The organism is Mycobacterium bulgaricum, from assembly GCF_041287165.2.
Lineage (GTDB): Bacteria > Actinomycetota > Actinomycetes > Mycobacteriales > Mycobacteriaceae > Mycobacterium > Mycobacterium bulgaricum.
In genome coordinates, this window is sequence record NZ_JBGGKV020000003.1 from 45,158 (window position 1) to 69,614 (window position 24,457).

The 24,457-nt window shown below is 68.2% G+C and carries 26 protein-coding genes; 13 read left to right on the top strand and 13 right to left on the bottom strand.

Features of this window, described 5'->3' with window-relative positions; translation table 11 throughout:
* Positions 1–48: 48 nt before the first annotated feature.
* Complete coding sequence (locus ACAG24_RS11210) at positions 49–822, bottom strand: class I SAM-dependent methyltransferase (protein ID WP_370473139.1); 774 nt, start codon at positions 820–822, stop codon at positions 49–51.
* Between the two features lie 111 nt (positions 823–933).
* On the opposite strand from ACAG24_RS11210, the gene ACAG24_RS11215 reads away from it, so the two are divergent.
* Both ACAG24_RS11215 and ACAG24_RS11220 read left to right on the top strand, forming a co-directional pair.
* Positions 934–1,827 carry a helix-turn-helix transcriptional regulator gene (locus ACAG24_RS11215; RefSeq protein WP_370473140.1) on the top strand — a complete coding sequence of 298 codons (894 nt, stop codon included), beginning with the start codon at positions 934–936 and terminating at the stop codon, positions 1,825–1,827.
* 21 nt (positions 1,828–1,848) lie between these two features.
* Positions 1,849–2,817, top strand: coding sequence for an SDR family oxidoreductase (locus ACAG24_RS11220; protein WP_370473141.1), 969 nt, complete (start codon positions 1,849–1,851; stop codon positions 2,815–2,817).
* On the opposite strand, the gene ACAG24_RS11225 is transcribed toward ACAG24_RS11220, so the two are convergent.
* Entirely contained in the window at positions 2,762–3,238 is a 477-nt protein-coding gene (locus ACAG24_RS11225) for a MarR family winged helix-turn-helix transcriptional regulator (RefSeq protein WP_370473142.1), read from the bottom strand. The genes ACAG24_RS11220 and ACAG24_RS11225 overlap by 56 nt on opposite strands.
* A 61-nt stretch (positions 3,239–3,299) precedes the next feature.
* Between ACAG24_RS11225 and ACAG24_RS11230 the strand changes: the two genes are divergently transcribed.
* From ACAG24_RS11230 to ACAG24_RS11245, 4 genes are read left to right on the top strand one after another with little or no spacing between them, the layout of a single operon-like run.
* Complete coding sequence (locus tag ACAG24_RS11230) at positions 3,300–5,378, top strand: MMPL family transporter (RefSeq protein WP_370473143.1); 2,079 nt, start codon at positions 3,300–3,302, stop codon at positions 5,376–5,378.
* Positions 5,379–5,403: 25 nt separating this feature from the next.
* On the top strand, positions 5,404–6,138 hold the full coding sequence (locus ACAG24_RS11235) for an alpha/beta fold hydrolase (protein ID WP_370473498.1): 735 nt from the start codon (positions 5,404–5,406) through the stop codon (positions 6,136–6,138).
* A gap of 9 nt (positions 6,139–6,147) precedes the next feature.
* The gene (locus tag ACAG24_RS11240; protein ID WP_370473144.1) at positions 6,148–7,356 is read left to right on the top strand and encodes a cytochrome P450; all 1,209 of its coding nucleotides are present in this window, start codon (positions 6,148–6,150) and stop codon (positions 7,354–7,356) included.
* Positions 7,353–7,550, top strand: a complete 198-nt coding sequence (locus tag ACAG24_RS11245; RefSeq protein WP_370473145.1) for a ferredoxin — start codon at positions 7,353–7,355, stop codon at positions 7,548–7,550. Before ACAG24_RS11240 ends, ACAG24_RS11245 begins: the two co-directional genes overlap by 4 nt.
* Here the strand turns inward: ACAG24_RS11245 and ACAG24_RS11250 are convergent.
* From ACAG24_RS11250 to ACAG24_RS11265, 4 genes are read right to left on the bottom strand one after another with little or no spacing between them, the layout of a single operon-like run.
* Positions 7,507–8,190: a hypothetical protein gene (locus ACAG24_RS11250; protein WP_370473146.1), complete on the bottom strand. Its 684-nt coding sequence runs from the start codon at positions 8,188–8,190 to the stop codon at positions 7,507–7,509. The genes ACAG24_RS11245 and ACAG24_RS11250 overlap by 44 nt on opposite strands.
* A gap of 4 nt (positions 8,191–8,194) precedes the next feature.
* Positions 8,195–9,298: a GGDEF domain-containing protein gene (locus ACAG24_RS11255; protein WP_370473147.1), complete on the bottom strand. Its 1,104-nt coding sequence runs from the start codon at positions 9,296–9,298 to the stop codon at positions 8,195–8,197.
* A gap of 18 nt (positions 9,299–9,316) precedes the next feature.
* Positions 9,317–9,958 (bottom strand): PaaI family thioesterase, encoded by a 642-nt coding sequence (locus ACAG24_RS11260; protein WP_370473148.1) that lies wholly within the window; start codon positions 9,956–9,958, stop codon positions 9,317–9,319.
* Positions 9,955–11,247: an adenylosuccinate synthase gene (locus ACAG24_RS11265; protein WP_370473149.1), complete on the bottom strand. Its 1,293-nt coding sequence runs from the start codon at positions 11,245–11,247 to the stop codon at positions 9,955–9,957. Before ACAG24_RS11265 ends, ACAG24_RS11260 begins: the two co-directional genes overlap by 4 nt.
* A gap of 115 nt (positions 11,248–11,362) precedes the next feature.
* On the opposite strand from ACAG24_RS11265, the gene ACAG24_RS11270 reads away from it, so the two are divergent.
* The 3 genes from ACAG24_RS11270 to ACAG24_RS11280 are packed head-to-tail and all read left to right on the top strand — an operon-like array spanning position 11,363 to position 13,667.
* The gene (locus ACAG24_RS11270; RefSeq protein ID WP_370473150.1) at positions 11,363–11,938 is read left to right on the top strand and encodes a peptidase M50; all 576 of its coding nucleotides are present in this window, start codon (positions 11,363–11,365) and stop codon (positions 11,936–11,938) included.
* Between the two features lie 9 nt (positions 11,939–11,947).
* Entirely contained in the window at positions 11,948–12,727 is a 780-nt protein-coding gene (locus ACAG24_RS11275) for a site-2 protease family protein (protein WP_370473151.1), read from the top strand.
* A gap of 40 nt (positions 12,728–12,767) precedes the next feature.
* Positions 12,768–13,667, top strand: coding sequence for a cation diffusion facilitator family transporter (locus ACAG24_RS11280; protein WP_370473152.1), 900 nt, complete (start codon positions 12,768–12,770; stop codon positions 13,665–13,667).
* Positions 13,668–13,676: 9 nt separating this feature from the next.
* On the opposite strand, the gene ACAG24_RS11285 is transcribed toward ACAG24_RS11280, so the two are convergent.
* Entirely contained in the window at positions 13,677–14,090 is a 414-nt protein-coding gene (locus ACAG24_RS11285) for a DUF3151 domain-containing protein (protein WP_370473153.1), read from the bottom strand.
* Positions 14,091–14,152: 62 nt separating this feature from the next.
* On the opposite strand from ACAG24_RS11285, the gene ACAG24_RS11290 reads away from it, so the two are divergent.
* Positions 14,153–14,920 carry an Rv0361 family membrane protein gene (locus ACAG24_RS11290; protein WP_370473154.1) on the top strand — a complete coding sequence of 256 codons (768 nt, stop codon included), beginning with the start codon at positions 14,153–14,155 and terminating at the stop codon, positions 14,918–14,920.
* A gap of 47 nt (positions 14,921–14,967) precedes the next feature.
* On the opposite strand, the gene fbaA is transcribed toward ACAG24_RS11290, so the two are convergent.
* Complete coding sequence (gene fbaA / locus ACAG24_RS11295; protein WP_370473155.1) at positions 14,968–16,005, bottom strand: class II fructose-bisphosphate aldolase; 1,038 nt, start codon at positions 16,003–16,005, stop codon at positions 14,968–14,970.
* Positions 16,006–16,058: 53 nt separating this feature from the next.
* On the bottom strand, positions 16,059–17,072 hold the full coding sequence (locus ACAG24_RS11300; protein ID WP_370473156.1) for an alcohol dehydrogenase catalytic domain-containing protein: 1,014 nt from the start codon (positions 17,070–17,072) through the stop codon (positions 16,059–16,061).
* Between the two features lie 57 nt (positions 17,073–17,129).
* Between ACAG24_RS11300 and ACAG24_RS11305 the strand changes: the two genes are divergently transcribed.
* Positions 17,130–17,816, top strand: a complete 687-nt coding sequence (locus tag ACAG24_RS11305; RefSeq protein WP_370473499.1) for a DedA family protein — start codon at positions 17,130–17,132, stop codon at positions 17,814–17,816.
* Here ACAG24_RS11305 and nhaA read toward each other — a convergent pair.
* Positions 17,813–19,660, bottom strand: a complete 1,848-nt coding sequence (nhaA, locus tag ACAG24_RS11310; RefSeq protein ID WP_370473157.1) for a Na+/H+ antiporter NhaA — start codon at positions 19,658–19,660, stop codon at positions 17,813–17,815. The genes ACAG24_RS11305 and nhaA overlap by 4 nt on opposite strands.
* Positions 19,657–20,778 (bottom strand): glycoside hydrolase family 76 protein, encoded by a 1,122-nt coding sequence (locus ACAG24_RS11315; RefSeq protein WP_370473158.1) that lies wholly within the window; start codon positions 20,776–20,778, stop codon positions 19,657–19,659. Before ACAG24_RS11315 ends, nhaA begins: the two co-directional genes overlap by 4 nt.
* A 73-nt stretch (positions 20,779–20,851) precedes the next feature.
* Between ACAG24_RS11315 and ACAG24_RS11320 the strand changes: the two genes are divergently transcribed.
* Together ACAG24_RS11320 and ACAG24_RS11325 are read left to right on the top strand one after the other, a co-directional pair.
* A complete protein-coding gene (locus ACAG24_RS11320) occupies positions 20,852–21,391 on the top strand; it encodes a TetR/AcrR family transcriptional regulator (protein ID WP_370473159.1) in 540 nt (179 codons plus the stop codon).
* Positions 21,388–23,031, top strand: coding sequence for an MFS transporter (locus tag ACAG24_RS11325; protein WP_370473160.1), 1,644 nt, complete (start codon positions 21,388–21,390; stop codon positions 23,029–23,031). The genes ACAG24_RS11320 and ACAG24_RS11325 overlap by 4 nt, the downstream gene beginning before the upstream one ends.
* On the opposite strand, the gene ACAG24_RS11330 is transcribed toward ACAG24_RS11325, so the two are convergent.
* Both ACAG24_RS11330 and ACAG24_RS11335 read right to left on the bottom strand, forming a co-directional pair.
* On the bottom strand, positions 22,915–23,559 hold the full coding sequence (locus ACAG24_RS11330) for a TrmH family RNA methyltransferase (RefSeq protein ID WP_370473161.1): 645 nt from the start codon (positions 23,557–23,559) through the stop codon (positions 22,915–22,917). The two genes, ACAG24_RS11325 and ACAG24_RS11330, sit on opposite strands and share 117 nt — an antisense overlap.
* Complete coding sequence (locus ACAG24_RS11335) at positions 23,556–24,455, bottom strand: hypothetical protein (RefSeq protein ID WP_370473162.1); 900 nt, start codon at positions 24,453–24,455, stop codon at positions 23,556–23,558. The genes ACAG24_RS11330 and ACAG24_RS11335 overlap by 4 nt, the downstream gene beginning before the upstream one ends.
* Between the last annotated feature and the right edge of the window lie 2 nt (positions 24,456–24,457).

Here is a 24,457-nt window from a genome sequence, read left to right on the forward strand (position 1 = left end):
CGTGGCCGTTTCGGTGCCGAACAGCCGGGTCAGCCCGACTCGGGACTGCTATCGGCGCCCGATTCCCGCCATCATCAACGGGGTGCTCAGACGGACGTAGCGGTCGAACCTCGTCGACGCCGCCTGGGCCTCTGCCTGCGAGATCAGCCCGGCGGCCAGCACCGCGGCTCGCAGGCTGTCCAGCGAGAGCCTGAAGAAGTCCAGGCCCTGCGAACCGGAATCGATGATGCGCATGCGTCCCTCGCCGCTGACGTCGCGCAGGCCGGCGTCGGCCATGTCCCGGACGAGCCGTCGCCCATAGTTTTTGTCGTACCCCGATCGGGCCATGAAATCCATACAGACGTCGGCGACATGAGCGAAACCGTCATCGTCATCGCCTTCGAAGCGGAATGTCTCCCAGTCGTAGTCCTCGATGAGCATCCAGCCACCTGGGCGCAGCGTCGCCGCCAGCCGCGCGAGGACCTCGCACCGGTCGTCGAGGTGTTCGAGAAGCATCCGCGCGTGGACCAGATCGAACTGCGCCCGCGGCAGTTCGTCGTGTCGAACGTCGATGCGCCGCACGTCGATCAGGTCGGATTGCAGATGCCGGAGGAATCGCGTATCGATGTCCACCGCGGTGACGTACGCGCGCCGCGCCGCCATCCATTCGACCAGAGATCCGCCGCCTGCGCCCGCTTCCAGGCAGGACCAGCCTACGCGCAGACCGACGTGGTCGAGCAGCGCCTGACTGCCGGGATCCCAGAGGGATTCGATGCCTGCGAGCCGGGTTCGTTCCTCGGCGAAATCTCCGCCCAGCGTGTAGTCGTTCTTGTTGACCGTCATACCCCTGCAGAACGCGGTGGCCGACCGAATCTGTGCACAGATGGTGCTGTGTGCCGAGGCCGGGACTGACGATCCCTGGATGGGCCGAGCACGCGCAGGGACACTGACCTCATGGATCAGGGACAGTTCGCGGACTTCCTGCGCACCCGACGCGAAGCACTGCGACCCGAGGACGTGGGGCTGCCCGCCGGGGTGCGCCGGCGCACGGCGGGTCTGCGCCGGGAGGAAGTCGCCGCGCTCGCGGTGATCTCCACCGATTACTACAGCCGGATGGAGCAGCAGCGCGGCCCGCAGCCGTCGGTGGACGTGCTGGCCTCGCTGGCGCGAGCGTTGCGGCTGTCTCTGGACGAGCGCGATCACCTGTTCCGGCTGGCTGGGCACAACGCGCCCGCGCGGACCGTGCCCGGCGAGCAGGTCAGCCCGGCCACGCTGCGGATCCTGGACCGTCTGCAGGACACCCCGGCCCAGGTGATGACGGCACTCGGGGAGACGCTGTTGCAGACCCCTCCGGCGCGGGCGCTGCTCGGAGACGAGACCGTTCACACCGGCTTCGCCCGCAGCGTGGTGTACCGGTGGTTCACCGACGACGCGTCTCGGCTGGTGTACCCGGTCGACGACCACGCGGCACTGAGTCGCTCGTTCGTTGCGGGAGCCCGCCTCGCCCACGCCCGAGACGGCGCCGGATCGAAAGCGGCCCGGATCGTCGACGATCTGTTGGGCCGCAGCCCGGAGTTCGCGCAGTTGTGGAAGCGCCACGATGTCGTACAGCCGCCGGAGCTGACCAAGCGGATCGCCCATCCGGCACTGGGCGTGCTCGAGGTGCAGTGCCAGAGCCTTCACGACCCGGTGCAGCTGCACATCCTGCTGGTCTTCACCGCCGAAGCGGGCTCCCCCAGCTATGCGAAACTTGCTGCGCTGGGCGCTGATCCGCAGTCTTACCTGCGTGAGTCACCCGTATCCGCGGATCGCCGATCCATGGATGACACGCCCCTGAATGCCCGCTGAACCCGGTGGCAGCGTGGGGTCATGACACGCAACGCAACAGTGGAAGTTCCTGACCTGACCGGCAAACTGGCCGTCGTGACCGGCGGCAGCGACGGCGTCGGCTTGGGGCTCGCCGAACGGCTCGCCGCCGCGGGTGCCGAGGTGGTGCTGCCGGTGCGCAACGCCGAGAAGGGCCGCCTCGCAGCGGATCGCATCCTCGCGGCGGTACCCGGGGGGCGCGTGAGCCTGCGCCGACTGGATCTGGCATCGCTGCAATCAGTGGCCGACCTCGCCGGTGAACTGAACGCCGAGGGCCGCCCGATCCATCTGCTGGTCAACAACGCCGGGATCATGAACCCGCCCTACCGTCAGACCACCACCGACGGTTTCGAACTTCAGTGGGGCACAAATCACCTCGGCCACTTCGCGCTGACGCTGCGGCTGCTGCCGTTGCTGCGCGCCGGCGCCGCGCGCGTCACGACACAGTCGAGCATCGCGGCGGCCTCCAACGCCATCAACTGGAACGACGTGAATTTCGAGATGTCGTACTCGGTGGGCAAGGCCTACAGCCAGTCCAAGATCGCCAACCTGATGTTCGGCCTCGAACTGCACCGCCGCAGCGTGACCGCCGACTGGGGCATCACCAGCAACGTGTCGCACCCCGGCGTGACGGCCACCAACCTGCTTGCCGCACAGCCTCATATGGGCCGAAGCAAAGACACCCTTTCGGTGCGCTTGATCCGCTTCACCGCCCGGCGGGGTTTCCTCACGCAGACCGTCGACCAGGGCCTGCTCCCCGCACTCCATGCCGCCACCAGCCCGGCCGCTGAAGGCGGAAAGTTCTATGGCCCCAGCGGGTTCCGCCATCTTTCAGGGCCCCCGGCCGAGCAGGACGTCTACGCCCCCGCCCGCGATGTGGCCGACGCCGCGCGGCTGTGGGAGCTCTCCGAACGCCTCACCGGGGTCCGAGTTCCTCCAGGAACGTCTGCATCGCCGCACCCAGCGCGGTGAACACGCGGTGGGCGGCGAGGAGGTCGTCGTCGGACAGCGCCGCCATGCTGTCGTGGGCGTGCTCGGCAAGTGGGGTGAAGAAGCCGCGCGCCACGGCCATCCCCTGCTCGGACATGCGCAGGCGCACCCTGCGGCGATCGGCGGGGTCGACATCGCGCAGCAGATGCCCGGATTCCACCATCCGCTCGACGAGGTAGGTGATCGCAGCGGCCGAGACCCCCATCCGCGTGCGGAGTTCGCCCGCGGTCAGGGGGCGGCCGGAACTCTCGGCGACGGTCACGTGCAGCAGCGCCCGGAAGTCGTTGGCGGTGACGGCGTGAAGTGCGGCAAACCGCTGCCCGACCGCGTCGGACGCGGCGTTCAGCGCCCGTAGGTCGGCCGCCATCAGCTCCTCCAGCGATGCGCGGTCGTCATGAGGCACGACACCAGCCTATCCGACATTTCAATTGCTTAATCGTTAATCTTCTGAAATATTGGTCGGTATGAGCCGCCGCTACTCCTGGGTCATCGCGCTCCTCGTCGTTCTCGTCTCCGGCGCCGTGATGGGGCTGCTCGGCAGTGACGACTCGGCCGGGCAATCACCGGTGGCCGTACCGCCTGCATCGGAGTCCGCCCGCGCCGACGCCACCAGGGCCGAGTTCCCGGGCGGGGATCAGGTGCCCGCGATCCTCGTCGTCACCCGCGCCGACGAGACGCCGCTACGTCCCGCCGATCTCGCCGCGGTGACCCAGGCCTTTTCCGGGGCGAGCGAAGCGACGGGAAATGAACCCGGGGCGCCGCCGCAGGTCTCCGACGACGGCCAGGCGGCCATCGTGGTCGTGCCCCTGTCGGCGGAGCTGTCCGGGTTCGACCTCACCGACAAGGTGAAGGAGTTGCGCGCCAGGGCGGCCGACGAACTCCCGGACGATCTGCGCACCCAGGTCACCGGCGGCCCGGCGTTCGGCGCCGACATCGCCGACTCGTTCTCCGGCGCCAACTTCACCCTGCTGGCCGTCACCGCGGCCGTGGTGGCGCTGCTTCTCATCGTCACGTACCGCTCACCGGTCCTGTGGCTGGTGCCACTGCTGGTGATCGGTTTCGCCGACCGGGTGGCCGCGGTGGTCGGGGCGGCCGTCGCCGAAGCGCTCGGCATGAGCCCCGACGGATCCACCGGCGGGATCACCAGCGTGCTGGTGTTCGGCGCAGGCACCAACTATGCGCTGCTGCTGATCTCCCGCTACCGGGAAGAACTGGGCCGCAGCAGTTCTCATCGCGATGCACTCGACACCGCGGTCCGGCGCGCGGGCCCGGCGATCATCGCCAGCAATGCGACGGTGGTGCTGGCCCTGCTCACCCTGCTGTTCGCGTCGTCGCCGAGCACCCGCAGCCTCGGGGTGCAGGCCGCGGCGGGTCTGGTCGTCGCGGCGGTGTTCGTCTTGCTGGTCCTGCCTCCGGCGCTCGGCCTGTTCGGCCGAAAACTGTTCTGGCCGTTCATCCCTGCCGTCGGCGCGACACCGCTGACCGACGGCGGCGTGTGGCACCGCGTGGCGGCGGCCGTCGCACGACGTCCCGCACGGGTCGCGGTGGTCTCGATCGGCGCACTGGCGCTGCTGTGCACGGGCCTGCTCGCCACGCCGGTGGGCTTGTCTCAAACCGAACAGTTCCGGGTTCAGGCCGAATCCGTCAGCGGATACGACACACTCGCGGCGCACTTTCCCAGCGGCCTGACCGATCCTGCCAGGGTGATCGCCGCCACCGATCGCGACGCCGACGTGCAGCGCGCCATCGCCGAGACCCCCGGCGTGGTGTCCGTGGCCCCGGCAGGCAACTCGCCGAACGGGCTGAGTCAGTGGTCGGTCGTGCTCGAAGCCGCTCCCGCCTCCGATGAGGCCTTCGAAACCATTGATGCACTGCGTGATTCGGTGCATGACGTCGACCCCGACGCGCTGGTGGGCGGTTCGGATGCCACGGCCCGCGACGCAGCAGGGGCAGCCGGACACGACCGGGCGGTCGTGATCCCCGCGATCCTCGTCGTCGTGCTGCTGGTGCTGTATGTGCTTCTGCGCTCGGCTCTGGCCCCGCTCGTCCTCGTCGGGGTCACCGTGCTCAGCGCACTCGCAGCGCTGGGCCTGGGTGGCTGGGCCAGCGTGCACGTGTTCGGATTCCCCGCACTGGACAACACCGCACCGCTGTTCGCGTTCCTGTTCCTCGTCGCGCTCGGCGTGGACTACACGATCTTCCTCGTCACACGCGCACGGGAGGAGACGCCGGAGCACGGTACCCGCGACGGCATCGTGCGGGCCGTCTCGGCCACCGGCGCCGTGATCAGCAGCGCGGGCATCGTGCTCGCGGCTGTGTTCTGCGTGCTCGGGGTGCTGCCGCTCATCGTGCTCACGCAGGTCGGCATCATCGTCGGGCTGGGCATCCTGCTGGACACGTTCCTGGTGCGCACCGTCATCATTCCCGCGCTGTTCACGCTGATCGGCCCGAAGATCTGGTGGCCCGCGCTGCGCGACCAGTACGGTTCGAACGGTGGAGAGCCTGCAGGTCGACACCGCGCTGGGACGGCTGCGGGTCCGTAGCGCCGGAAGCGGCGACGAGACGCTGATGTTCTGGCCGAGCCTGCTGATGACCGGCGACATGTGGCAGGCGCAGGCCGATCACTTCGGGTCCGCACACCGGGTTCTGCTGATCGATCCGCCCGGCCACGGTGGCAGCGAAAAACTCACCGCTGCCTTCACTTTCGACCAGTGCACGCAGTGCATCGTGGACGTCCTCGACACCCTCGGCATCGAGAGGGTGCACTTCGTCGGCAACTCGTGGGGCGGCATGATCGGTGGCACCTTCGCGGCCCGCCACCCCGAGCGCGTGGGCAAAGCGGTGCTGATGAACTGCACGGCATCGCCGGCGGGCCTGCGCCAGAAGCTCGAATACGGGCTGCTGCTCCGGATGGCGCGGCTGACGGGACGCATCCGGCCACCCCTGACCACATCGGTGCTGAACGCGTTCCTCGGACCCACAACCTTCCGAGACCGTCCCGATGTCGTCGAGTTCGTCCGCGCCGCGGTCGAATCCGTCGACGTCGGCTCGGCGCGCTGGGCCGTGCGCAGCATCGTGCCCGACCGCCCCGACCAGCGCGCGTTGCTGTCGGGGGTGAGCACACCGGTGCTCGTCGTCGGCGGCGACGAGGATGCCACGTTCCCGCTTGAGGAGACCGCCGAGATGGCGCACGCGATACCGGGGTCGCGGCTGGTGGTCCTCGACGGCGTCGCACACCTTGCGGGACTGGAGAATCCAGAGCTCGTCAACGCGCTGATCGGGGACTTTGTCTTCGGCGGGTAGCGTCGAGAGATGACCCAGGCAGCACCCGAACTGCCGCCGCTGCACATGCGGCGCGACGCCTTCGACCCGATCCCGCAGCTCCGCGAAATTCGCGAGAACGAAGGCGTCCGCACTGTCACCAACGCCTTCGGCATGCAGGTGTATCTCGTCACCCGCTACGACGACGTCAAGACCGTGCTGTCCGACTACACGCGGTTCTCCAACGACCGCCCGCCCGGCTTCGCCGTCCCCGGCGCACCGCCGGTCGACGACGAAGCCCAGGCCCGCGCACGGGCGGGCAACCTGCTGGGGCTGGACCCACCCGAACATCAACGGCTGCGCCGCATGCTCACCCCCGAATTCACCCACCGCAGGATGAAGCGCCTGCAGCCGCGCATCGTGGAGATCGTCGACGCGCAACTGGACGCGCTGGAAGCGGCGGGACCCGGCGCCGACCTGGTCGAGCACTTCGCGCTGCCCATCCCGTCGCTGGTGATCTGCGAGCTGCTGGGCGTGCCCTACGCCGACCGCGACGGCTTCCAGAGGCGCAGCGCCCGCCAGCTCGATCTGTCGATCCCGATCCCCGAGCGCTTCGAGCTGCAGCGCGAAGGCCGGGCGTACATGGCCGCCCTGGTCGACCGCGCGCGATCCGAACCCGGCGACGACATCCTCGGCATGTTGATCCGGGAGCGCGGCGACGACCTGACCGACGACGAACTGATCGGCGTCGCCGGGCTGCTGCTGCTCGCCGGCCATGAGACAACCTCGAACATGTTGGCGTTGGGCACTCTTGCGCTGCTGCGTCATCCCGATCAGCTCGCCGCCGTGCGCGACGAGCCCGATGCGGTGGCACCCGCGGTGGAGGAACTGCTGCGGTGGCTGTCGATCGTGCAGACCGCGATCCCGCGGATCGCCACCACCGACGTCGAGATCGCCGGCGTCACGATCCCCGCCGGGCATCTCGTGTTCGCGTCGCTGCCGTGCGGCAACCGCGACGACGAATTCATCGACACCCCAGACATTCTCGACATCACCAGGGGTGCCCCCGGGCACCTGGCGTTCGGGCACGGCGTCCACCACTGCCTCGGCGCGCCACTGGCCCGCATGGAGATGCAGATCGCGTTTCCCGCGCTGCTGCGGCGGTTTCCGACGCTGGCGCTGGCCGAAGACTTCGCCGATGTGCAGTTCCGGTCGTTCCACTTCATCTACGGTCTGAAGTCACTGGAGGTGGGCTGGTGAGCAAAGTGGTGGCGGACCGCGAACTGTGCATTCAGGCGGGCAACTGCGTGATGGTGGCCGGCGAGGTCTTCGATCAGGACGACGACGGCATCGTCGAGATCCTGCACGACGACGTCAGCGGTGACGAGGCCGCGCACGCCGCAGAGGCGGTCAAACTCTGTCCGGCGAGCGCTCTTCGTCTGGAAGATCGATGACGCCGGACCGCACCAGCATCAGCAGGCTGACGATCAGCACCCAGATCGGGAATGCGATCGTCATCCACCGGCTCACGTCGCTGGCGACCAGCACGCACACCGCGACGAGGTAGGTGACGACCACCAGCCAGGTCGGCATCAGCCTGGTTCGCAACCAGATGGTCGCCAGCGACATCATGAACACCGCCGCCATCCGCAGCGCATAGGTGTTCGACAGCGCCATCAGCAGGCCGTGACCGAACGCGGCGACCTCGGAATGCGTGCCGGAGCCGTCGAATTCCCTGGTGGCCAGAAGACCGGCCCCCACAGCCGTCGACGCGAAGATCATCGCCAGGAACAGCAGGCCGCTGCCGAGGAAGACCGTCGCGAAGAATTTGTCCTCCAGCGTGCCCAGGCCGTCGCGCACCACCCCGATGAACCACAGGAACGCAATGCCCGAGAACGGCATCAGCACCACGGCCAGACGCAGCCGGTGGCTCGACCCGTCGACCCATTGCGAACCCAGCGCCTCCCCGTCGGGCAACGAGATCCGGATCAAAATCAGTGCCGCACCGAACAGCAGCGCGAACAGCACGCCCGCGAAGGCCGCAGCCTTGGGGGTGGTCAGCTTACGCAGGTGCCTGTCGGCCGGATGCGTCATGGCCTCATCGTGGCACGGGATCGTCCTCTGTCACCGTCTGATTGCCGCCCGCCTTCTTGGCGCGATACATCGCCGCATCGGCACGTTCGATCAGGTTGCGGATCAGGCTGTCGACGTCATCGCCCGTTGCGCGCGCCGTCGCTGCACCGATGCTGATGGTGGGGACCGCGGGAGCCTGACACCGCGACACCGTCAGGTGCAGAAGTTTCGCCAGGCGGCGAAGGCACTCCGAGCCCCCGTCGACCACGACGACGAATTCCTCCCCTCCGGTACGCGCGGTCACGGAGCGGACTCCGAGACTGCCGACCGCGCCGCGGGCCGCGTCGGCAACGGCGACCAGAACCCGATCGCCGGCGTCGTGCCCGTATCCGTCGTTGATCGATTTGAACTTGTCGATGTCGACGGCCAGCACGCCGACGTCCATTCCGTGGCGGGCCACCAGGTCTGCGACATGGATCTCCAGTCCGCGCCTGTTGTACAGCCTCGTCAGGGGGTCGTGCAGGGAGTCGACAGCACCCATCCGCAAGACGAGCAGATAGGACTGCACGATGACGGGGACCGCGCACAGCGGGAACAACACCAGAGTGCGGACGGTGATCACACTGACTGCCCAGTTGTCCTGGATGATCGCCCACCAGAACCATGTCGCCATCACGACGAAGGTGAACGCCAAGTGCATGAGCAGCGCGCGAGGTCCGTGCACGACGACGATGTAGATGCCGTTGGTGGCCAGCAGCGCCAGCCCGGGCATAGCCGTGAACGCATCCTGGTAGCACGCCATCACCGCCACGACTGCGAGATCGGCGTAGACCGCGAAGGCGATCGACTGGCGCTCTGTCGGCCATCGGCCTGCAATCCACCACAGGCCCAGAAGCATCGAGCTCGCGGCCACAGCGACGACAACGTACCGAGCGGCCACCGCCCCGTCGTCGAAGTAGGCCCACACCGCCGTCAGCAACGCGATCAGCCCGTACAGCAGCGAGAAGGAGCCGATGAACACCTGATGCAGCCGCAGCACGCCGCGAGAGCGAAAGTGCCTCACCAGCCAATCGAAGTCGTTGGGCTGACGCCACCAGCTGAGAAGGAACTCCCGAAATCCCTTCTCCATCCGCCCCCTTGAGCCCGGTTACGGCTGTCCGGCCAACAGCCTGATCATCAATCCGTTCGCCTCGGCGAGCAGGTTTCCGTCGGGGTCGCGCAGCTCGGCGTTGACGAACGCTTTGCGTCCCTCCACCTCACGCACCCAGCCCCGCGCGGTCAGCACGGTGTCGATAGGTGTCACTTTCCGGTACTCCACGTGCAGGAAGGCGGTCCGACTGATCGGACGGCCCGCTGCGTGGATCACCATGCCGAACACCGAATCGAACAACAGTGGCAACACCCCGCCGTGCACGGCGTAGTTCCCGCCCACCGAGAACCTACTGAACTCTACTTCCAGCTCTACACCGTCGGACTCAAAAATGACGACCTTGTAAGGCGGCATCAGCAAACTGCCTGCGCCGGGCAGCGAGGGGACGCGGTTGGCAGGGCCCACCCCCTCGGCGGCCTCGAACGGGCCGAGCAATCCGGCGAGTTCCTCGGCGAGTTCGGCGGCCCGATCCCACGTGGCGGCATCGGCGTCGGCCGACACCGCCAGGTCCTGGGCGCGCCGCATCGCCGTCAGGAACCGGCCGAAACCGGGTCCGGGCGTGGCCGGCTCGAAGTTCGGGAAGCCGCCGTGGCTGTCGTAATCGGGATCGAGCGCCCTCGGATCCTCCGCGGCACTCATCGGCCGAGAATGTCTCGACGCACGATCGTCTGTTCGCGGCCCGGCCCCACCCCGATGCACGAAACATGGGCTCCAGCAAGCTCTTCGAGGCGATATACATAGTCCCGCGCCTTGGCGGGCAGATCGTCGAACTCGCGAGCGCCGCTGATGTCCTCCCACCAGCCGGGCAGCTCCTCATAGATCGGTTCGGCGCGCGCAATGTCGCTCTGCGTCATGGGCATCTCGTCGGTCCGCTTCCCGCCGACGGTGTAGCCCACGCAGATCGGCACCGTCTCCAGGCTCGACAGCACGTCGAGCTTGGTGAGGAAATAGTCGGTGATGCCGTTGACGCGAGTCGCGTAGCGGGCGATGACGGCGTCGAACCAGCCGCACCGGCGGGGCCGTCCGGTGGTCACGCCGACCTCCCCGCCCGTCTTGGCGAGGTACTCGCCGTACTGGTCGAACAGCTCCGTCGGGAACGGTCCCGAGCCGACGCGGGTGGTGTAGGCCTTCAGGATTCCGAGCACGGTCGTGATGCGGGTCGGGCCGATCCCCGACCCGACGGAGGCGCCGCCCGCGGTCGGATTCGAGGACGTCACAAAGGGATACGTGCCGTGGTCGACGTCGAGAAGCGTGCCCTGCGACCCCTCCAGCAGAACTGTCTCACCCTGTTCGAGGGCCTGGTTGAGCAGCAGGCGGGCATCGGCGATGCGGTGCTTGAACCCTTCGGCCTGCTCGAGCAGGTTCTCGACCACCTCCTCGGGGTCCAGTGCCTTGCGGTTGTAGATCTTGACCAGCACCTGGTTCTTGAATTCCAGTGCGCCGCTGATCTTTTCAGCCAGCAGCGTCTCGTCGAGCACATCGGCGACGCGGATGCCCTGACGCGCGATCTTGTCCTGATAGCAGGGCCCGATGCCGCGGCCGGTGGTGCCGATCTTCTTGCTGCCCGCATACCGCTCGACCACCTTGTCCATCGCCACGTGGTACGGCATCAGCAGATGCGCGTCGGCGGAGATGAGCAGGCGCTCGGTGTCCACCCCGCGGTCTTCCAGACCCTTGAGCTCGGTGAGCAGCACGCCGGGGTCGACGACGACACCGTTGCCGATCACGTTCGTGACACCCGGGGTGAGGATCCCCGACGGGATCAGGTGGAGGGCGAAGTTCTCGCCGGTCGGCAACACGACCGTGTGCCCCGCGTTGTTACCGCCCTGGTAGCGCACCACCCACTGGACGCGCCCTCCCAGGAGGTCGGTGGCTTTTCCCTTGCCCTCGTCGCCCCACTGGGCGCCGATGAGGACGATTGCCGGCATTGCAGGGCCCCTCGCGTCTTCTTAGATACTGTGTGCAGCCGGTGCTCCACCCTATCCGATGGACATCCGGCCTGATCAGCGGCTCGATCTAAGGAGCTAGTTGCACCCATCCGACATGGCCGTCGTACGGCCGGGCAGCCGTCGCGTCCCCCGGGCGCTGCGCGACCTGCCCGTCCTGACCGACCCGAAAGACGGACTTACCGACCACCGCCGCCTCGTCGTCGTCGGCGCCCACCGCGACCTGTCGGCGGTGCTCACCCGGCTGCTGCGGGCCGACCGGCTCGACATCGAGGTCGCCCACGTGCAGCGACCCTGGCAGGCCGGGCACGCGCGCAGCGCAGCCGCGACCCGGGTGCCCCTGGTCCGCGACGAGACCGGCACCGTCATCACCGATGCGGCGTATTGGCTGCCGCAGGAGGGTCAGCGCACGATCCGAGGTGAGGCGATCGTCGACGACGAACCGCTGTTCGACGGCGAGGCGACCGCCGTACGCATCGAGCCGCTCACGACGATGCCGGGGCTGCGTGCCGCCGTCCTGTCCGGGCGGATGCGGCCGAAACGCTGGATCAGCGGGCGGGCGGCCCAGCTGGGCACCACCGGCGCGCTGGTGGTCCGCGACGGCGAACCGGTGTCGCGGCCTGCGCGCCGCTCGGCGTTCTACCGCCACACCGAGGGCTGGCTGCGCGTCTAGCCTCGACTCGTGAACATCCGCCCGTTGCGCCAGTCGGTGCGGCCGAGCCCGATCTTCCTGGCCCTGGCCGCAGTCACTGCCGCCGGCGGCGCGCTCGCGTGGACGACGACCGATCCGCGGGATCCGCTGGCCTACGTCGGGGTGTTCGTCTTCGTCATCTTCGGCTGGTTGGTGACGCTGTGTCTGCACGAATTCGCGCACGCATACTCGGCGTACCGGTTCGGCGACCGCGATGTCGCGATCCGCGGCTACCTGACCCTCAACCCGCTGAAGTACTCGCATCCGCTGCTGTCACTCGGCCTGCCCGTGCTGTTCATCGCCCTCGGCGGCATCGGGCTGCCCGGCGGGGCGGTGTACGTGCAGACGGCGTACATGACGAAACGGCAGAAGACGCTGGTGAGCCTCGCAGGCCCGGCGGTCAACGTTGCGTTCGCGGTGCTACTGCTCGCCGTGACCAGGCTGTTCTATGACCCCGACCACGCGGTGTTCTGGGCGGGCATGGCGTTCCTGGGCTTCCTGCAGATCACCGCGTTCCTGCTGAACATCCTGCCGGTGCCCGGAACGGACGGCTACGGAGCGCTGGAGCCGCACCTGAGCCCGGAGACACAGCGCGCCGTCGCCCCCGCCAAGCAGTGGGGACTGCTGATCCTGCTCCTCGTGCTGCTCGCTCCCGGTCTGAACCAGTGGTTCTTCGGCGCGGTGTACTGGATGTTCGAGCTGTCCGACCTGCCGCGGGTGCTGGCGCAGATCGGCGGTGAGCTGACCCGGTTCTGGTCTGCCTGGCTCTGACCCTTGCAACATATGCAGAATTCCGCATATATTGCTCGGCATGGGAGCAGGACATGACCACGGCCATGGTGGCGACACCAAGGTCTCCCGCATGCTCATCGCCGCGGCGATCCTCACCGTCTTCTTCGTCGTCGAGCTGACCACCGCGCTGGCGATCAACTCGATCGCTCTGCTCGCCGATGCCGGCCACATGCTCACCGACCTCGTCGCGATGTTCATGGGCCTGACCGCCGTGCTGCTGGCCAAGCGCGGCAGCACCTCACCGTCGCGGACCTACGGCTGGCACCGCGCCGAGGTGTTCACCGCCGTCGCCAACGCCGTGCTGCTGCTCGGCGTGGCCGGCTTCATCCTCTACGAGGCATTCGAGCGGCTCGGCGACGCGCCCGACATCCCGGGCGTCCCGATGATCGTGGTGGCGCTGGCCGGCCTGATCGCCAACGCCGTGGTCGTGTTCCTGCTGCGGTCCCACTCCAAGGAGAGCCTCGCGGTCAAAGGCGCCTACATGGAAGTCGTCGCCGACACCGTCGGCAGCATCGGCGTACTGATCGCGGGCATCGTCACCGTGACCACCCGATGGCCCTATGCCGACGTCGTCGTCGCGGTACTCGTCGCACTGTGGGTGCTGCCTCGGGCGATCGCCCTGGCCAGAGCGGCGCTGCGGATCCTCTCCGAGTCCTCCCCCGCCCACGTCGACGTCGAGGAACTCCGCGACGCGCTGTGCGCCGTCGATGGGGTCACCGAGGTGCACGACCTGCACGTGTGGACGCTCGTGCCGGGCAAGGACATGGTGACGGCCCACCTGACCAGCAACCGCGATTCCGCGCAGGTGCTCGACGACGCCCGCGCCGTCCTCACCGCGCGCGGGCTGGACCACGCCACGGTGCAGGTGGAACCTCCCGACAGCGCGGCCGACTGCGAGTGCGAGAGCCAGAACCGCTAGCGGTCGGGCCTAGAGGCCCAGTTCGCCGCGCGCCCGCGGATCGCAGTCGTCGAGCAGGTCGAGGCAGCGCTGATACTCCGGGGTCTCGCCGATCGTCTCGGCGGCGCGGGCCAGGGCTGCGACGCAGCGCAGGAAGCCCTGGTTGGGTTCATGGGAGAACGGCACCGGGCCGAAGCCCTTCCATCCGTTGCGGCGCAGCGCATCGAGCCCGCGGTGGTACCCGGTGCGGGCGTAGGCGTAGGCGGCGACGGCCTGCTCGGCATCGAGGGCCTGCTCGGCCAGCACCGCCCACGCGATCGAGGCCGCCGGGTGCGCGGCGGCGACCAGCGACGGGTTTTCCGAGGCGTCGAGCTCGGCCTCCGCGTCGGGATCGCCGGGCAAAAACACAGGTTCCGGTCCGAGGAGATCACCCATCCGAGTCATGGGCCCCATTGTGCCGTGTGGGTGCGGGCAACCGTCACCGCGGATGGCTAAGCTTCCGCGGTATGTCGAACCCCCAAGGGCCTGACAACTCGGACGAGCCCACCGAGCAAGTGCCCGCCGCCTCCGACGCCGAACCGGCCACCGAGGTGTTCGCCCCCGCCGACTCGCAGGGCGACGAGTTGACGGTAGACCCGAACGAGCGGCGCTTCACCGCCCCATCCGGGTTCGACGCCGGCTCCACGCAGATCATCAACCGGGCAGGCGACCCGGCCACCGAACAGTTCTCCGTGCGTGATCCCGGTACCCCCACCGAGAATTTCGCGGCGCAGAAACCTGCTGCCCCGCAGATGATTCCGCCGCGCGGCGAAACCCCCAAGCCGCCCAAGGCGAAGCGGAAATGGGGTTGGGTGATCGCGATCGTGCTGGTGATCGCGGCGCTGGCCGCCGTCGCGGTGGTGGGCACCATCCTGTTGACACGCGGATCGACAGCGGCGGCCTCCCAGGAGGACAACGTCCGCTCCACGATCCAGAACTACGACGCGGCCATCGAGAAGGGTGATCTGGCGACGCTGCGCAGCATCACCTGCGGCACGACGGCCGAGGGCTACAACAACCTCGACGACAAGAAGTGGTCGGACACCCACCGGCGCGTCACCGAAGCGGGCCAGTACCCCGTCGTCGCAAGCATCGACCAGATCGTGGTCAACGGCGACCACGCGGAGGCCAACGTCACCACATTCATGGCCTACGCTCCCCAGACCCGCTCGACCCGCAGCTTCGATCTGCAATTCCGCGACGACCAGTGGAAGATCTGCCAGGCCCCTCAGTAGCGCGCCGAGATCCACCTTTTGCCGACGTTATTTCGAACGCCGGGCTGCTAACCCGCCGAGACGCTTCGGCCCGCACTGTGCAGGTCGTTGCACGCCTCGACCACACGCTCGCTCATCGAGGCCTCGGCCTTCTTGAAGTAGCTGCGCGGGTCGTAGACCTTCTTGTTGCCGACTTCGCCGTCGACCTTCAGCACGCCGTCGTAGTTGGAGAACATGTGGCCGACGATCGGGCGGGTGAACGCGTACTGGGTGTCGGTGTCGACGTTCATCTTGACCACGCCGTAGCGCAGCGAATCTTCGATCTCGGACTTCAACGAGCCTGAGCCACCGTGGAATACGAAGTCGAACGGTTTCGAGCCGTCGTCGAGTCCCAGCTTGGCCGACGCCACCTTCTGACCCTCGGCCAACACCTCCGGCTTGAGCTTGACGTTGCCCGGCTTGTAGACGCCGTGCACATTGCCGAATGTCGCGGCGAGCAGGTATTTGCCGTGCTCGCCGACGCCGAGGGCCTCGATCGTCTTCTCGAAGTCCTCTGGCGTGGTGTAGAGCTTGTCGTTGATCTCGGCCTCGACGCCGTCCTCCTCACCGCCGACCACACCGATCTCGATCTCCAGAATGATCTTCGCCGCGGCCGCCTGCTTGAGCAATTCCTGGGCGATCGACAGGTTCTCGTCGATCGGCACCGCCGATCCGTCCCACATGTGTGACTGGAACAGCGGGTTCTGACCCTTTGCCACCCGTTCGGCGGAGATGGCGAGCAGCGGCCGCACGTAGGTGTCCAGCTTGTCCTTCGGACAGTGGTCGGTGTGCAGCGCGACGGTGACGTCGTACTTCGCGGCGATCACATGCGCGAACTCTGCAAGCGCGACCGCGCCGGTCACCATGTCCTTGACACCCAGCCCTGAGGCGAATTCCGCTCCGCCGGTGGAGAATTGGATGATGCCGTCAGACCCGGCGTCGGCGAAGCCCTTGATCGCGGCGTTCACGCTCTCCGAGCCGACGCAGTTGATGGCGGGGAACGCGAACGAGTGCTCCTTGGCCCTGCTCAGCATCTCGGCATAGACCTCGGGCGTGGCGATGGGCATGGCGGTTCCTCTCGGCTGACGTTGCGAGCAAGTATCTCAAGAACGGGCCTGCCTCACACGGTCAGAACCCTGCGGTAGCGCGCACGGCCCTCGTCCATCGCCGCGAAGGCCTCGGCGGCCTCGGCCAGCGGCTGCTCCTCGATCATCGCGCGCACGCCGGTCAGCAGTGCGAAGTGCAGCGTCTCCTCGACGTCGCGCGCGGTGCCCGACGGATGGCCCGATACGGACAGCCCGGCGTTGATCAGGTCGAGCGGACTGACCGGTAGGTTTTCCGGCGTCACGCCGACCACGACGAGCTCGCCGGCGGGCCCCAACCCGCCGACGGTGGCGGCCATGGCCTCGGCGTTGTTCGCGGTGGCCAGGACGACAGCGGCGCCGCCCAGCTTCTGCAACTCCTCGGCGACGTCGTGCGCCGTGGAGTCGATGTAGTGATGCGCGCCGAGCTTGGTGGCCTCCTCGGCCTTGCCGGTGCCACGCGCGATCGCGACCGTCTCGAATCCCATCGCCCGCGACCACTGCACACCGAGGTGCCCCAAGCCGCCGACACCGAGGATGGCGACGAGGTCGCCGGCTTTGGCGCGGGTCTGCCGCAGCCCGTTGAAGGTCGTCACGCCCGCACACCCCATCGGCGCCGCCTCCGAGAACGACAAACCCTCGGGGATGCGCGCGAGCGCGGTCCACGGAACCGTCACCGACTCCGCGTAACCGCCCGGGTACTGCCAGCTCGGCACCTGCATCCGCACGCACTGCATGAACTGGCCCCGACGGCACGGAATGCAGCGGTTGCAATTGCCGCCGAACCAACCGACGGCCACCCGGTCCCCGGCGGCGAAGTCCTCGACCCCGTCGCCGACCTCGGCGACCGTGCCCGCGATCTCGTGACCCATCGTGAGGGGCCACTCCAACCCTGGGAAGTGGCCGGCGTGGAACTCGCGGTCGGTGCCGCACACGCCGCACGCGGCGACGGCGATGCGGACATGACCGGCCGGAGGGGACTGGGTCTCCACCTCGACGAGGGTGAGCGCTTCGTTGGCTGAGGGGACCTGCACGGCCTTGTGGGTGGGCATGACTCAGCCTAAGCCGCCGGTACCCTTAGGGCCGTGGTCGTCGACAATCTCGCGCTGATGCCCGATTTCCTGGACCCGATCAACCTCCTCAGTTACTTCGGAACCTGGGCCCTGATCGGGCTGCTCGTCGTCGTTTTCGTCGAGTCCGGGGTGCTGTTCCCGATCCTTCCCGGCGACTCGCTTCTGTTCGTGGCGGGCATGCTCGCCGCGGGCATCCAGACGGCATCCGCCGAGGGCAACGTCGCTCAGGTCAACTTCCAGCTCTGGCAGCTGCTGCTGTTCATCCCGATCGCGGCGATACTCGGCGCGCAGGTGGGCTATTGGATCGGGCGCAATGTCGGCACTGCGATGTTCAAACCGAACGCGCGATTCCTCAAGCAGAAGTACCTCGACGAGGCCCACCTCTTCTTCGAGCAGCGCGGCCCTTTTGCGATCGTCATCGCCCGGTTCGTTCCCATCGTGCGCACGCTGGCCCCGATCACCGCCGGTGCCGCCAAGATGAACTACGCGGTGTTCACGCTCTACAACGCCGTCGGTGCCGTCGTCTGGGGCGCCGGGCTGACGCTTCTCGGCTACTGGCTGGGCCGTATCGAGATCATCCAGAAACTGTTGGAGCCGATTGTCATCGGCATCGTCATCCTGTCGGTGCTGCCGATCGCCTTCGAGTGGTACAAGCGCCGCAAGGCCGCCAAGCGGGCGGGAATCCCGACGCCGCCCATGGACGCAGACGAGCAGACGACCTAGCTCCGGCCCGCCTCCAACGCCCGGATCAGGCTCGCGGCGTCCCACGGACCCCTGTGCCGCTTGCCGTTGACGAACAGCGTCGGGGTCGCGTTGAGGTCCATCGCGTCGGCGTCCTCGGCGTCGTCCTCCACGCGGTGCAGCACCTTCTTCGAGTGCACCCGTACGTCCTGGTCGAACTGCTCGATGTCGCAGCCCGCCGCCACGGCGTAGCGGTAGATGTCGGACCACTCCAGGTCGTCCTGGTGGGCGAACAATTGCCGCGCCATCTCCCAGAACTTGCCCTGCAGGGCGGCGGCTTCGCTGGCCCGGGCGGCATCGAACGCGCGGGGGTGCGCCCGCTCCAGTGGAAAGTGGCGCCACACGTAGAGAAGGTCGTCGCCGAAATGGGCGCGGACCTCGTCGATCGCACCGGTGGCCCGGCTGCAGAACGGGCACTCGAAGTCGCCGTACTCGACGAGCGTCAGCGGTGCGTCGTGGCTCCCGCGGGCGTGATCGCGCTCGGGGTCCACCGGGCGCAGCAGCTTCAACCCGACCGGCTCGGGTGGACTGATCCAGTCGGTGATTCGGAAGATCGCCCACCCGAACACGAACGCGATGACCGACGCCGCGAGCACGCCGATCCGCGCCTGGTCCTGACGGCTGGGGTCGGCGATCGCGATGTCGACGATGAACAGCGAGATCGTGAAGCCGATGCCCGACAGGGCCGCGCCGCCTGCGATCCGGCGCAGCGTCAGGCCGGGCGCGAGCTGTCCGAGTCCGGTGCGACGGATCAGCCAGGTGGCCCCCGTGATGCCGACGAACTTGCCGATGACCAGACCGGCCACGATGCCCCACGTCAGCGGCGAGCGCAGAGCCGTCATCAGGCTCTGGCTGTCGAGCCGGACCCCGGCGTTGACGAGCGCGAACAGGGGAAGGATGACGAACGACACGGTCGGGCCGACAGCCGTCTGCAGGCGTTCGTTGATCGAGATCGACTCGCGCAGCGAGCGGCTCGCGGCGCGCGCGTACTGCGAGTTGGGAGACTGCCGGAACGCCCGGATCTGTTCGACGGCCTTCTCGACGGGACGCCGGGTCGGGGTGAAGACGGGGATGAGCAGCGCGACGGCGACGCCGGCGAGCGTGGGATGGATGCCCGCCATGAAGAGCCCGATCCACAACGCCACACCGAGTACCGCGTAGGCAGGCCCCCGCTCCCTGGGCAGGAACCGCACCAACGCCAGCGCGACGATCAGCAGCACCGACACCACCAGCGGCCCGACCTGGACGCTGTCGGAGTAGAACAGCGCGATCGCGATCAGCGCCCCGACGTCGTCGACCACGGCCAGCGTGAGCAGGAACAGCCGCACACGGGCCGGAAACATCGGCTTGATGATCGCCAGCGCACCGACCAGGAACGCGGTGTCGGTGGAGATCACCACACCCCACGCCTGGGCGTTCTCACCGGACGGGTTGAACGCCAGGAACACGAGGGCGGGCAGCACCAGACCCGCGGCGGCGGCGACCACCGGCACCGCGGCGCGCGACCGGTCGGTCAGCTCGCCGATGGTGAATTCGCGGGTCACCTCGAGCCCGACGATGAAGAAGAAGAACGTCATCAACGCGTCGTTGACAATGTGCTTGACCGTCATCTCGAAGTGGTGGCTGCCGAAGGTGACGCCGACGTGGGTGTCCAGCAGCGCCGAATAGCTGTCGGCCCACGGCGAATTCGCCCACAGGATCGCGATGACGGTGAATGTCAGCAGCAGCGCTGCGGCGGTGTTGTCGGTAGTTCTGGTGGCCTTGCTGCCGCGGGTGCGCCGCGACGGCAGCAGCGGGAAACCCCGCTGGGTGGTCGGTTCGCTCACTCGGCCGCGTTCTCCAAGGTCCCTGCAACCGAGTGGGCCGCTTCCATCAGCATCCAGCCGGCCAACTGCACCGACAGGTCGCGCTCGGGAATCTCGGAGGAGTTGACGGCGCCCTCCACGAACTGCGCGTCTTTCGTTCCGGCCGTGGGTAGTTCGGCAGGTCGGTCCCAGAACGCGGCGAACAGCGGCAGATTCTCGGCCGCCTGCCGGTTGTCCCACGCCGCACGCGCGGACGTCAGCACCAGCTTCGCGGCCGTCTCGCGGGCCGCGACGTCGGCCTCGCTGTCGCCGGGCAGATCCGTGGCGACCAGCGCGAGGTAGCGCGCCAGGATGCCGTTGAACAGGCCGCCGTCCCCGCCGCCCGCGCCCTTGATGATGCCGTCGGGGGCCATGTGTTCGGCGACGGCCGCGACGAGCCGGTGCACTCGTTCGGCATGGCGGGGATCGTCGGTGCGCGCGGCGAGTTCGGTCTCCGCGCCGAGCACCACTCCTTGGCAGTAGGTGTACTGCGCGCGCACCAGCGAGCCGCCCTTGATGCCGTCGAACACCAGATGCGTCTCGGGGTCGATCAGCGTCTCGTCGATCCAGTCGGCCATCTGCTGCGCCCTGCGCAGCCTGTCCTCGTACCGAGCCAGGAAGATCGCGGCCGGGCCGTTGGCGGGGGCGTTGAAGAACTGGTCCTGCTTGCGCCACGGGATGCCGCCGCCGTCCTCGGGCACCCACGACGTCAGGAACTGGTCGGCGAGCTGGTGCAGGGCCTTCGGCCGCGCCACATCGGCCAGGCGTCCGGCGCGTTCCAGCGCCAGGGCCAGCCACGCCATGTCGTCGTAGTAGCTGTTGGTCCACCTGCCGATGTTGCGCAGCCGATGCCCGCGGATCTGACGGGTGATCGACGCGAGGCGCTCGGGCTTCGGATCGCGCAGCTGGGCGTCGACCAGGTTGTCCAACAGATGGGCCTGCCACCAGTAGTGCCAGGTCTTGAAGCGCCGATGAGCGCCCGCGGCGGGCCAGGCGACCACTCCCAGCTGGGTGCCCGGCAGCCCCCACACCTTGCGGAGATGGCGCTTGGCGATGGCGGCTTCGGCGCTGGCGGCGCGGTTGGCCCACATCTGATCCATGCCGTTGATCCTGCCCTACCGAGGCCACACAGGCTATGAGACAAATATGTCTCAAGTGAGCTAGTGTTGTCGCATGACCCCGGCTCGCGAACGGCTGCTGCGCGCCGCCGCCGACTTCCTCGGCCGGCGCCCCAACGCGACGCAGGACGAGATCGCCACGGCCGTCGGCGTGAGCCGAGCGACGCTGCACCGGCACTTCGCCGGTCGCGCTGCATTGATGGCCGCGCTGGAGGAACTCGTCATCGCCGAGATGCGCGAGGTGCTCGAAACGGTCCGGCTCGACGAGGGTTCCGCCACCGACGCGCTACGCCGACTGGTCGCGGCGAGCCAGCCGGTCTACCCCTACCTCGCGCTGATGTACAGCCAAAGCCAAGACCTCGACTTCGACACGACGGTCGAGATCTGGGACGAGGTCGACTCCGCCATCACCGAGATGTTCCTGCGCGGACAGCGTGAGGGCGAATTCCGGCCGGAGTTGACCGCGGCCTGGCTGACCGAGGCGTTCTACAGTTTGATCGCCGCGACGGCCTGGTCCATCCGGGCCGGCCGCGCCGCCGCCCGCGACTTCGACCGGCTGATCACCGACCTCCTACTCAACGGAGTGAAGAAATGAGCAGAAGCTGGTTCGCTCTCGGCGTCCTCACCATGGCCGTCCTCCTCATCGGCATCGACGGCACCGTACTTGCGCTGGCGACACCGTTCATCAGCGCCGACCTCGGCGCCACCGGCACACAGATCCTGTGGATCGGCGACATCTACTCCTTCGTGCTCGCCGCTCTGCTGATCAGCATGGGCAGCCTCGGCGACCGCATCGGGCACAAGAAGCTTCTCCTCTGCGGCGCAGTGGCTTTCGCGGTGTTCTCGGCGATGAACGCCTATTCGACGAGCCCCGAGATCCTGATCGCGACGCGCGCCCTGCTCGGCATGGCGGGGGCGACGCTGGCGCCAGCCACCCTGGCCCTGATTCGCGGTCTGTTCCCCGACCAGCGGGAGCGCAGCATCGCCGTCGGCATCTGGGCGTCGGCGTTCTCGGCGGGCGCCGCGCTCGGCCCGGTCGTGGGAGGCGTTCTCCTGGAGCACTTCTGGTGGGGATCGGTGTTCCTGATCAACATCCCGGTGATGGTGGTGCTCCTCGCAGGCGGCCTCGTGCTGCTGCCCGAGCACCGCAACCCCGACCCGGGGCCGTGGGATCTGCCCAGTGTCGCGCTGTCGATGGTGGGCATGCTCGGCCTCGTCTATGCGATCAAGGAGGGCTTCACCGGCCTGGCCCACGGTATCGGTGTCGACATCGTGGTGGCCGGTATCGTCGGCGCGACCTCGCTGACGTTGTTCGTACGCCGCCAGCTGCGCCTCCCGGCGCCGTTGATCGACGTGAGGCTGTTCGCCAATCCTCGCTTCTCCGGGGTGGTTTCGGCCAACCTGCTGTCTGTGCTCGGCCTGTCCGGGCTGGTGTTCTTCCTGTCCCAGTACTTCCAGCTCGTGCACGGATACGGGCCGTTGAAGGCGGGTCTGGCGGAGCTGCCCGCCGCGGTCACCGCCACGGTGTTCGGCGTGCTCGCCGGCGTGGCCGTGCGCTACTTCTCCCACCGCTCGGTGCTGACCGCCGGTTTGGCGCTCGTCGGTGTCGCGATGGCTGCGCTGATGACATCGCTGATCGTGTTCACCCCGATGGCTCCGTATCTGCCGCTGGGCATTTCGCTGTTCGTCGTGGGTGTGGGCCTGGGTCTGGCGTTCACCGTGGCCAGCGACGTGATCCTGGCGAGCGTGCCGAAGGAGCGTGCGGGCGCGGCGGCCGCAGTGTCCGAGACTGCCTACGAGCTGGGCATGGCGCTGGGTATCGCGACGCTCGGATCGATCGTCACCGCGGTCTACCGCGGCGTCGCCATCGCACCCGAGATCCCGTCTGCTGTTGCAGGGCAGGCCCGCGACTCGCTGGCGAACGCGATCCATGCCGCACACACGCTGCCCGAGGCTCAGCAGACCGTACTGCTCGATGCCGCGAAAGCATCCTTTACAGATGGCCTTTCGCTGGCGGCAGGCGTTGGTGCAGCGCTGCTGCTGACATCCTCGGTCGCGGTTTGGTGGTTGCTGCGGCCCCGGCTTGAAGTCGCCGGCGGCCCGGCTCCGCGCCCTGATTCACCAGGCCTGCCCGAGGTCGGCGTGCTGCCGGACCCAGGCGTGCATGGCGATGCCGGCGGCTACGGCGGCGTTGATGCTGCGCGTCGATCCGAACTGTGCGATCGAGACTGTTAGCCGCGCACCGGTTTTCGCGTCGTTGGTGATACCGGGGCCTTCCTGACCAAAGACCAGCAGGCAGTCGCGGGGCAGCAGCGTGTCTTCCAGACGGGACGCGCCGGGGACGTTGTCGACGGCCACGACCGCCAACCCCGCATCGGCGGCGAAGCCGAGCAGCTCGGCGGTGGTCTCGTGGTGACGCAGGCGCTGATAGCGGTCGGTGACCATGGCGCCGCGCCGGTTCCACCGGCGGCGGCCCACGATGTGCACGGTGTCGACGGCGAATGCGTTCGCGGTCCTGACCACCCCGCCGATGTTGGCGTCGTTGCCGAAGTTCTCGATCGCGATGTGGAGCGGATGCCGGCGCCGGTCGATGTCGGCGATGATCGCCTCGCGCGTCCAATACCGATAAGCGTCAACGACATTGCGGGTGTCACCGGTGCGCAACAGGTCTGCGTCGTAGCGTGGGTCGTCGGGCGGTTCGCCCTCCCAGGGACCCACGCCGGGACCCGCACCCCACTCGGTGGGGCCGGGCGGCTCGGTCACTGCGAGACGTCCTGTTTCCACAGCGCCGCATGCGTCCCGACCAGCGACACCGTCGCGTAGAGCAGAGCCTGGTTGATCTCGCCCTGCGTGCACAGCGACGCGCGCAACTGCACGCCGTCGCGCGAGGCGTCCGGCAGCACCAGCACCGACGCACCGTAGATCCCGCAGGCATGGCTGAGGCCCCTGCCGGGCAGCGTCGGCGCGGCCAGCACCATCATCGGCCCGCCCCGCTTCGCGGAATCCTCGCGATAGCGCTGCGCAAGCCCGTCGACCTCGAGGCCGAGCAGCATGTAGCCCTTGCCCTCGAATGCTTTCGGCTCACCCAGCGCGGTCGGCGCCAGCTGAGCCCCGTCTTCGGAGAAGGCGTCCACGCTGCTGGTCTTGAGAGTCAGGCCGGTGTCATTGGCGTTGGTGGGCAACACCCCGACGGGAAACGCCGCCGGGTACGCCACGGTGGTTCCGGCGATGCGGTCGCGCGGGGAGTACACGTAGACCCCGCGCACCTGGGACTCATCCCGCTGCGGTCCCAGGCAGACCGTCCCCGTCAACCGGTCCGGCGTCACCGACAACGGTTGCAGATCCAGGTTTGTCACGTCACGGCAGCCACCGATGCCGTTGGCCTCGATCGGATGGGCGAGCGCACCGTAGAGGCCGAAGCGCAGGTCCTCCGGGTTCGCCGGCGTCACTCCCTCGGCGGCGGGGGCCGCATCGACGTCGACGAGGACGTAGTCGGCGTCGAACTGCAGGTTGGCCACCGACATGTTCCAGCCGAGGATCTCCAGGGACTCACCCAACGTGGCCGTCGTCGCGGAGAAGACGTCTTCGCGCGCGCCCGCGTCACCCGAGCACGATGCGACAGCCAGCACGATCGCTGTGAGCAGGGCGATTACCCGCACGG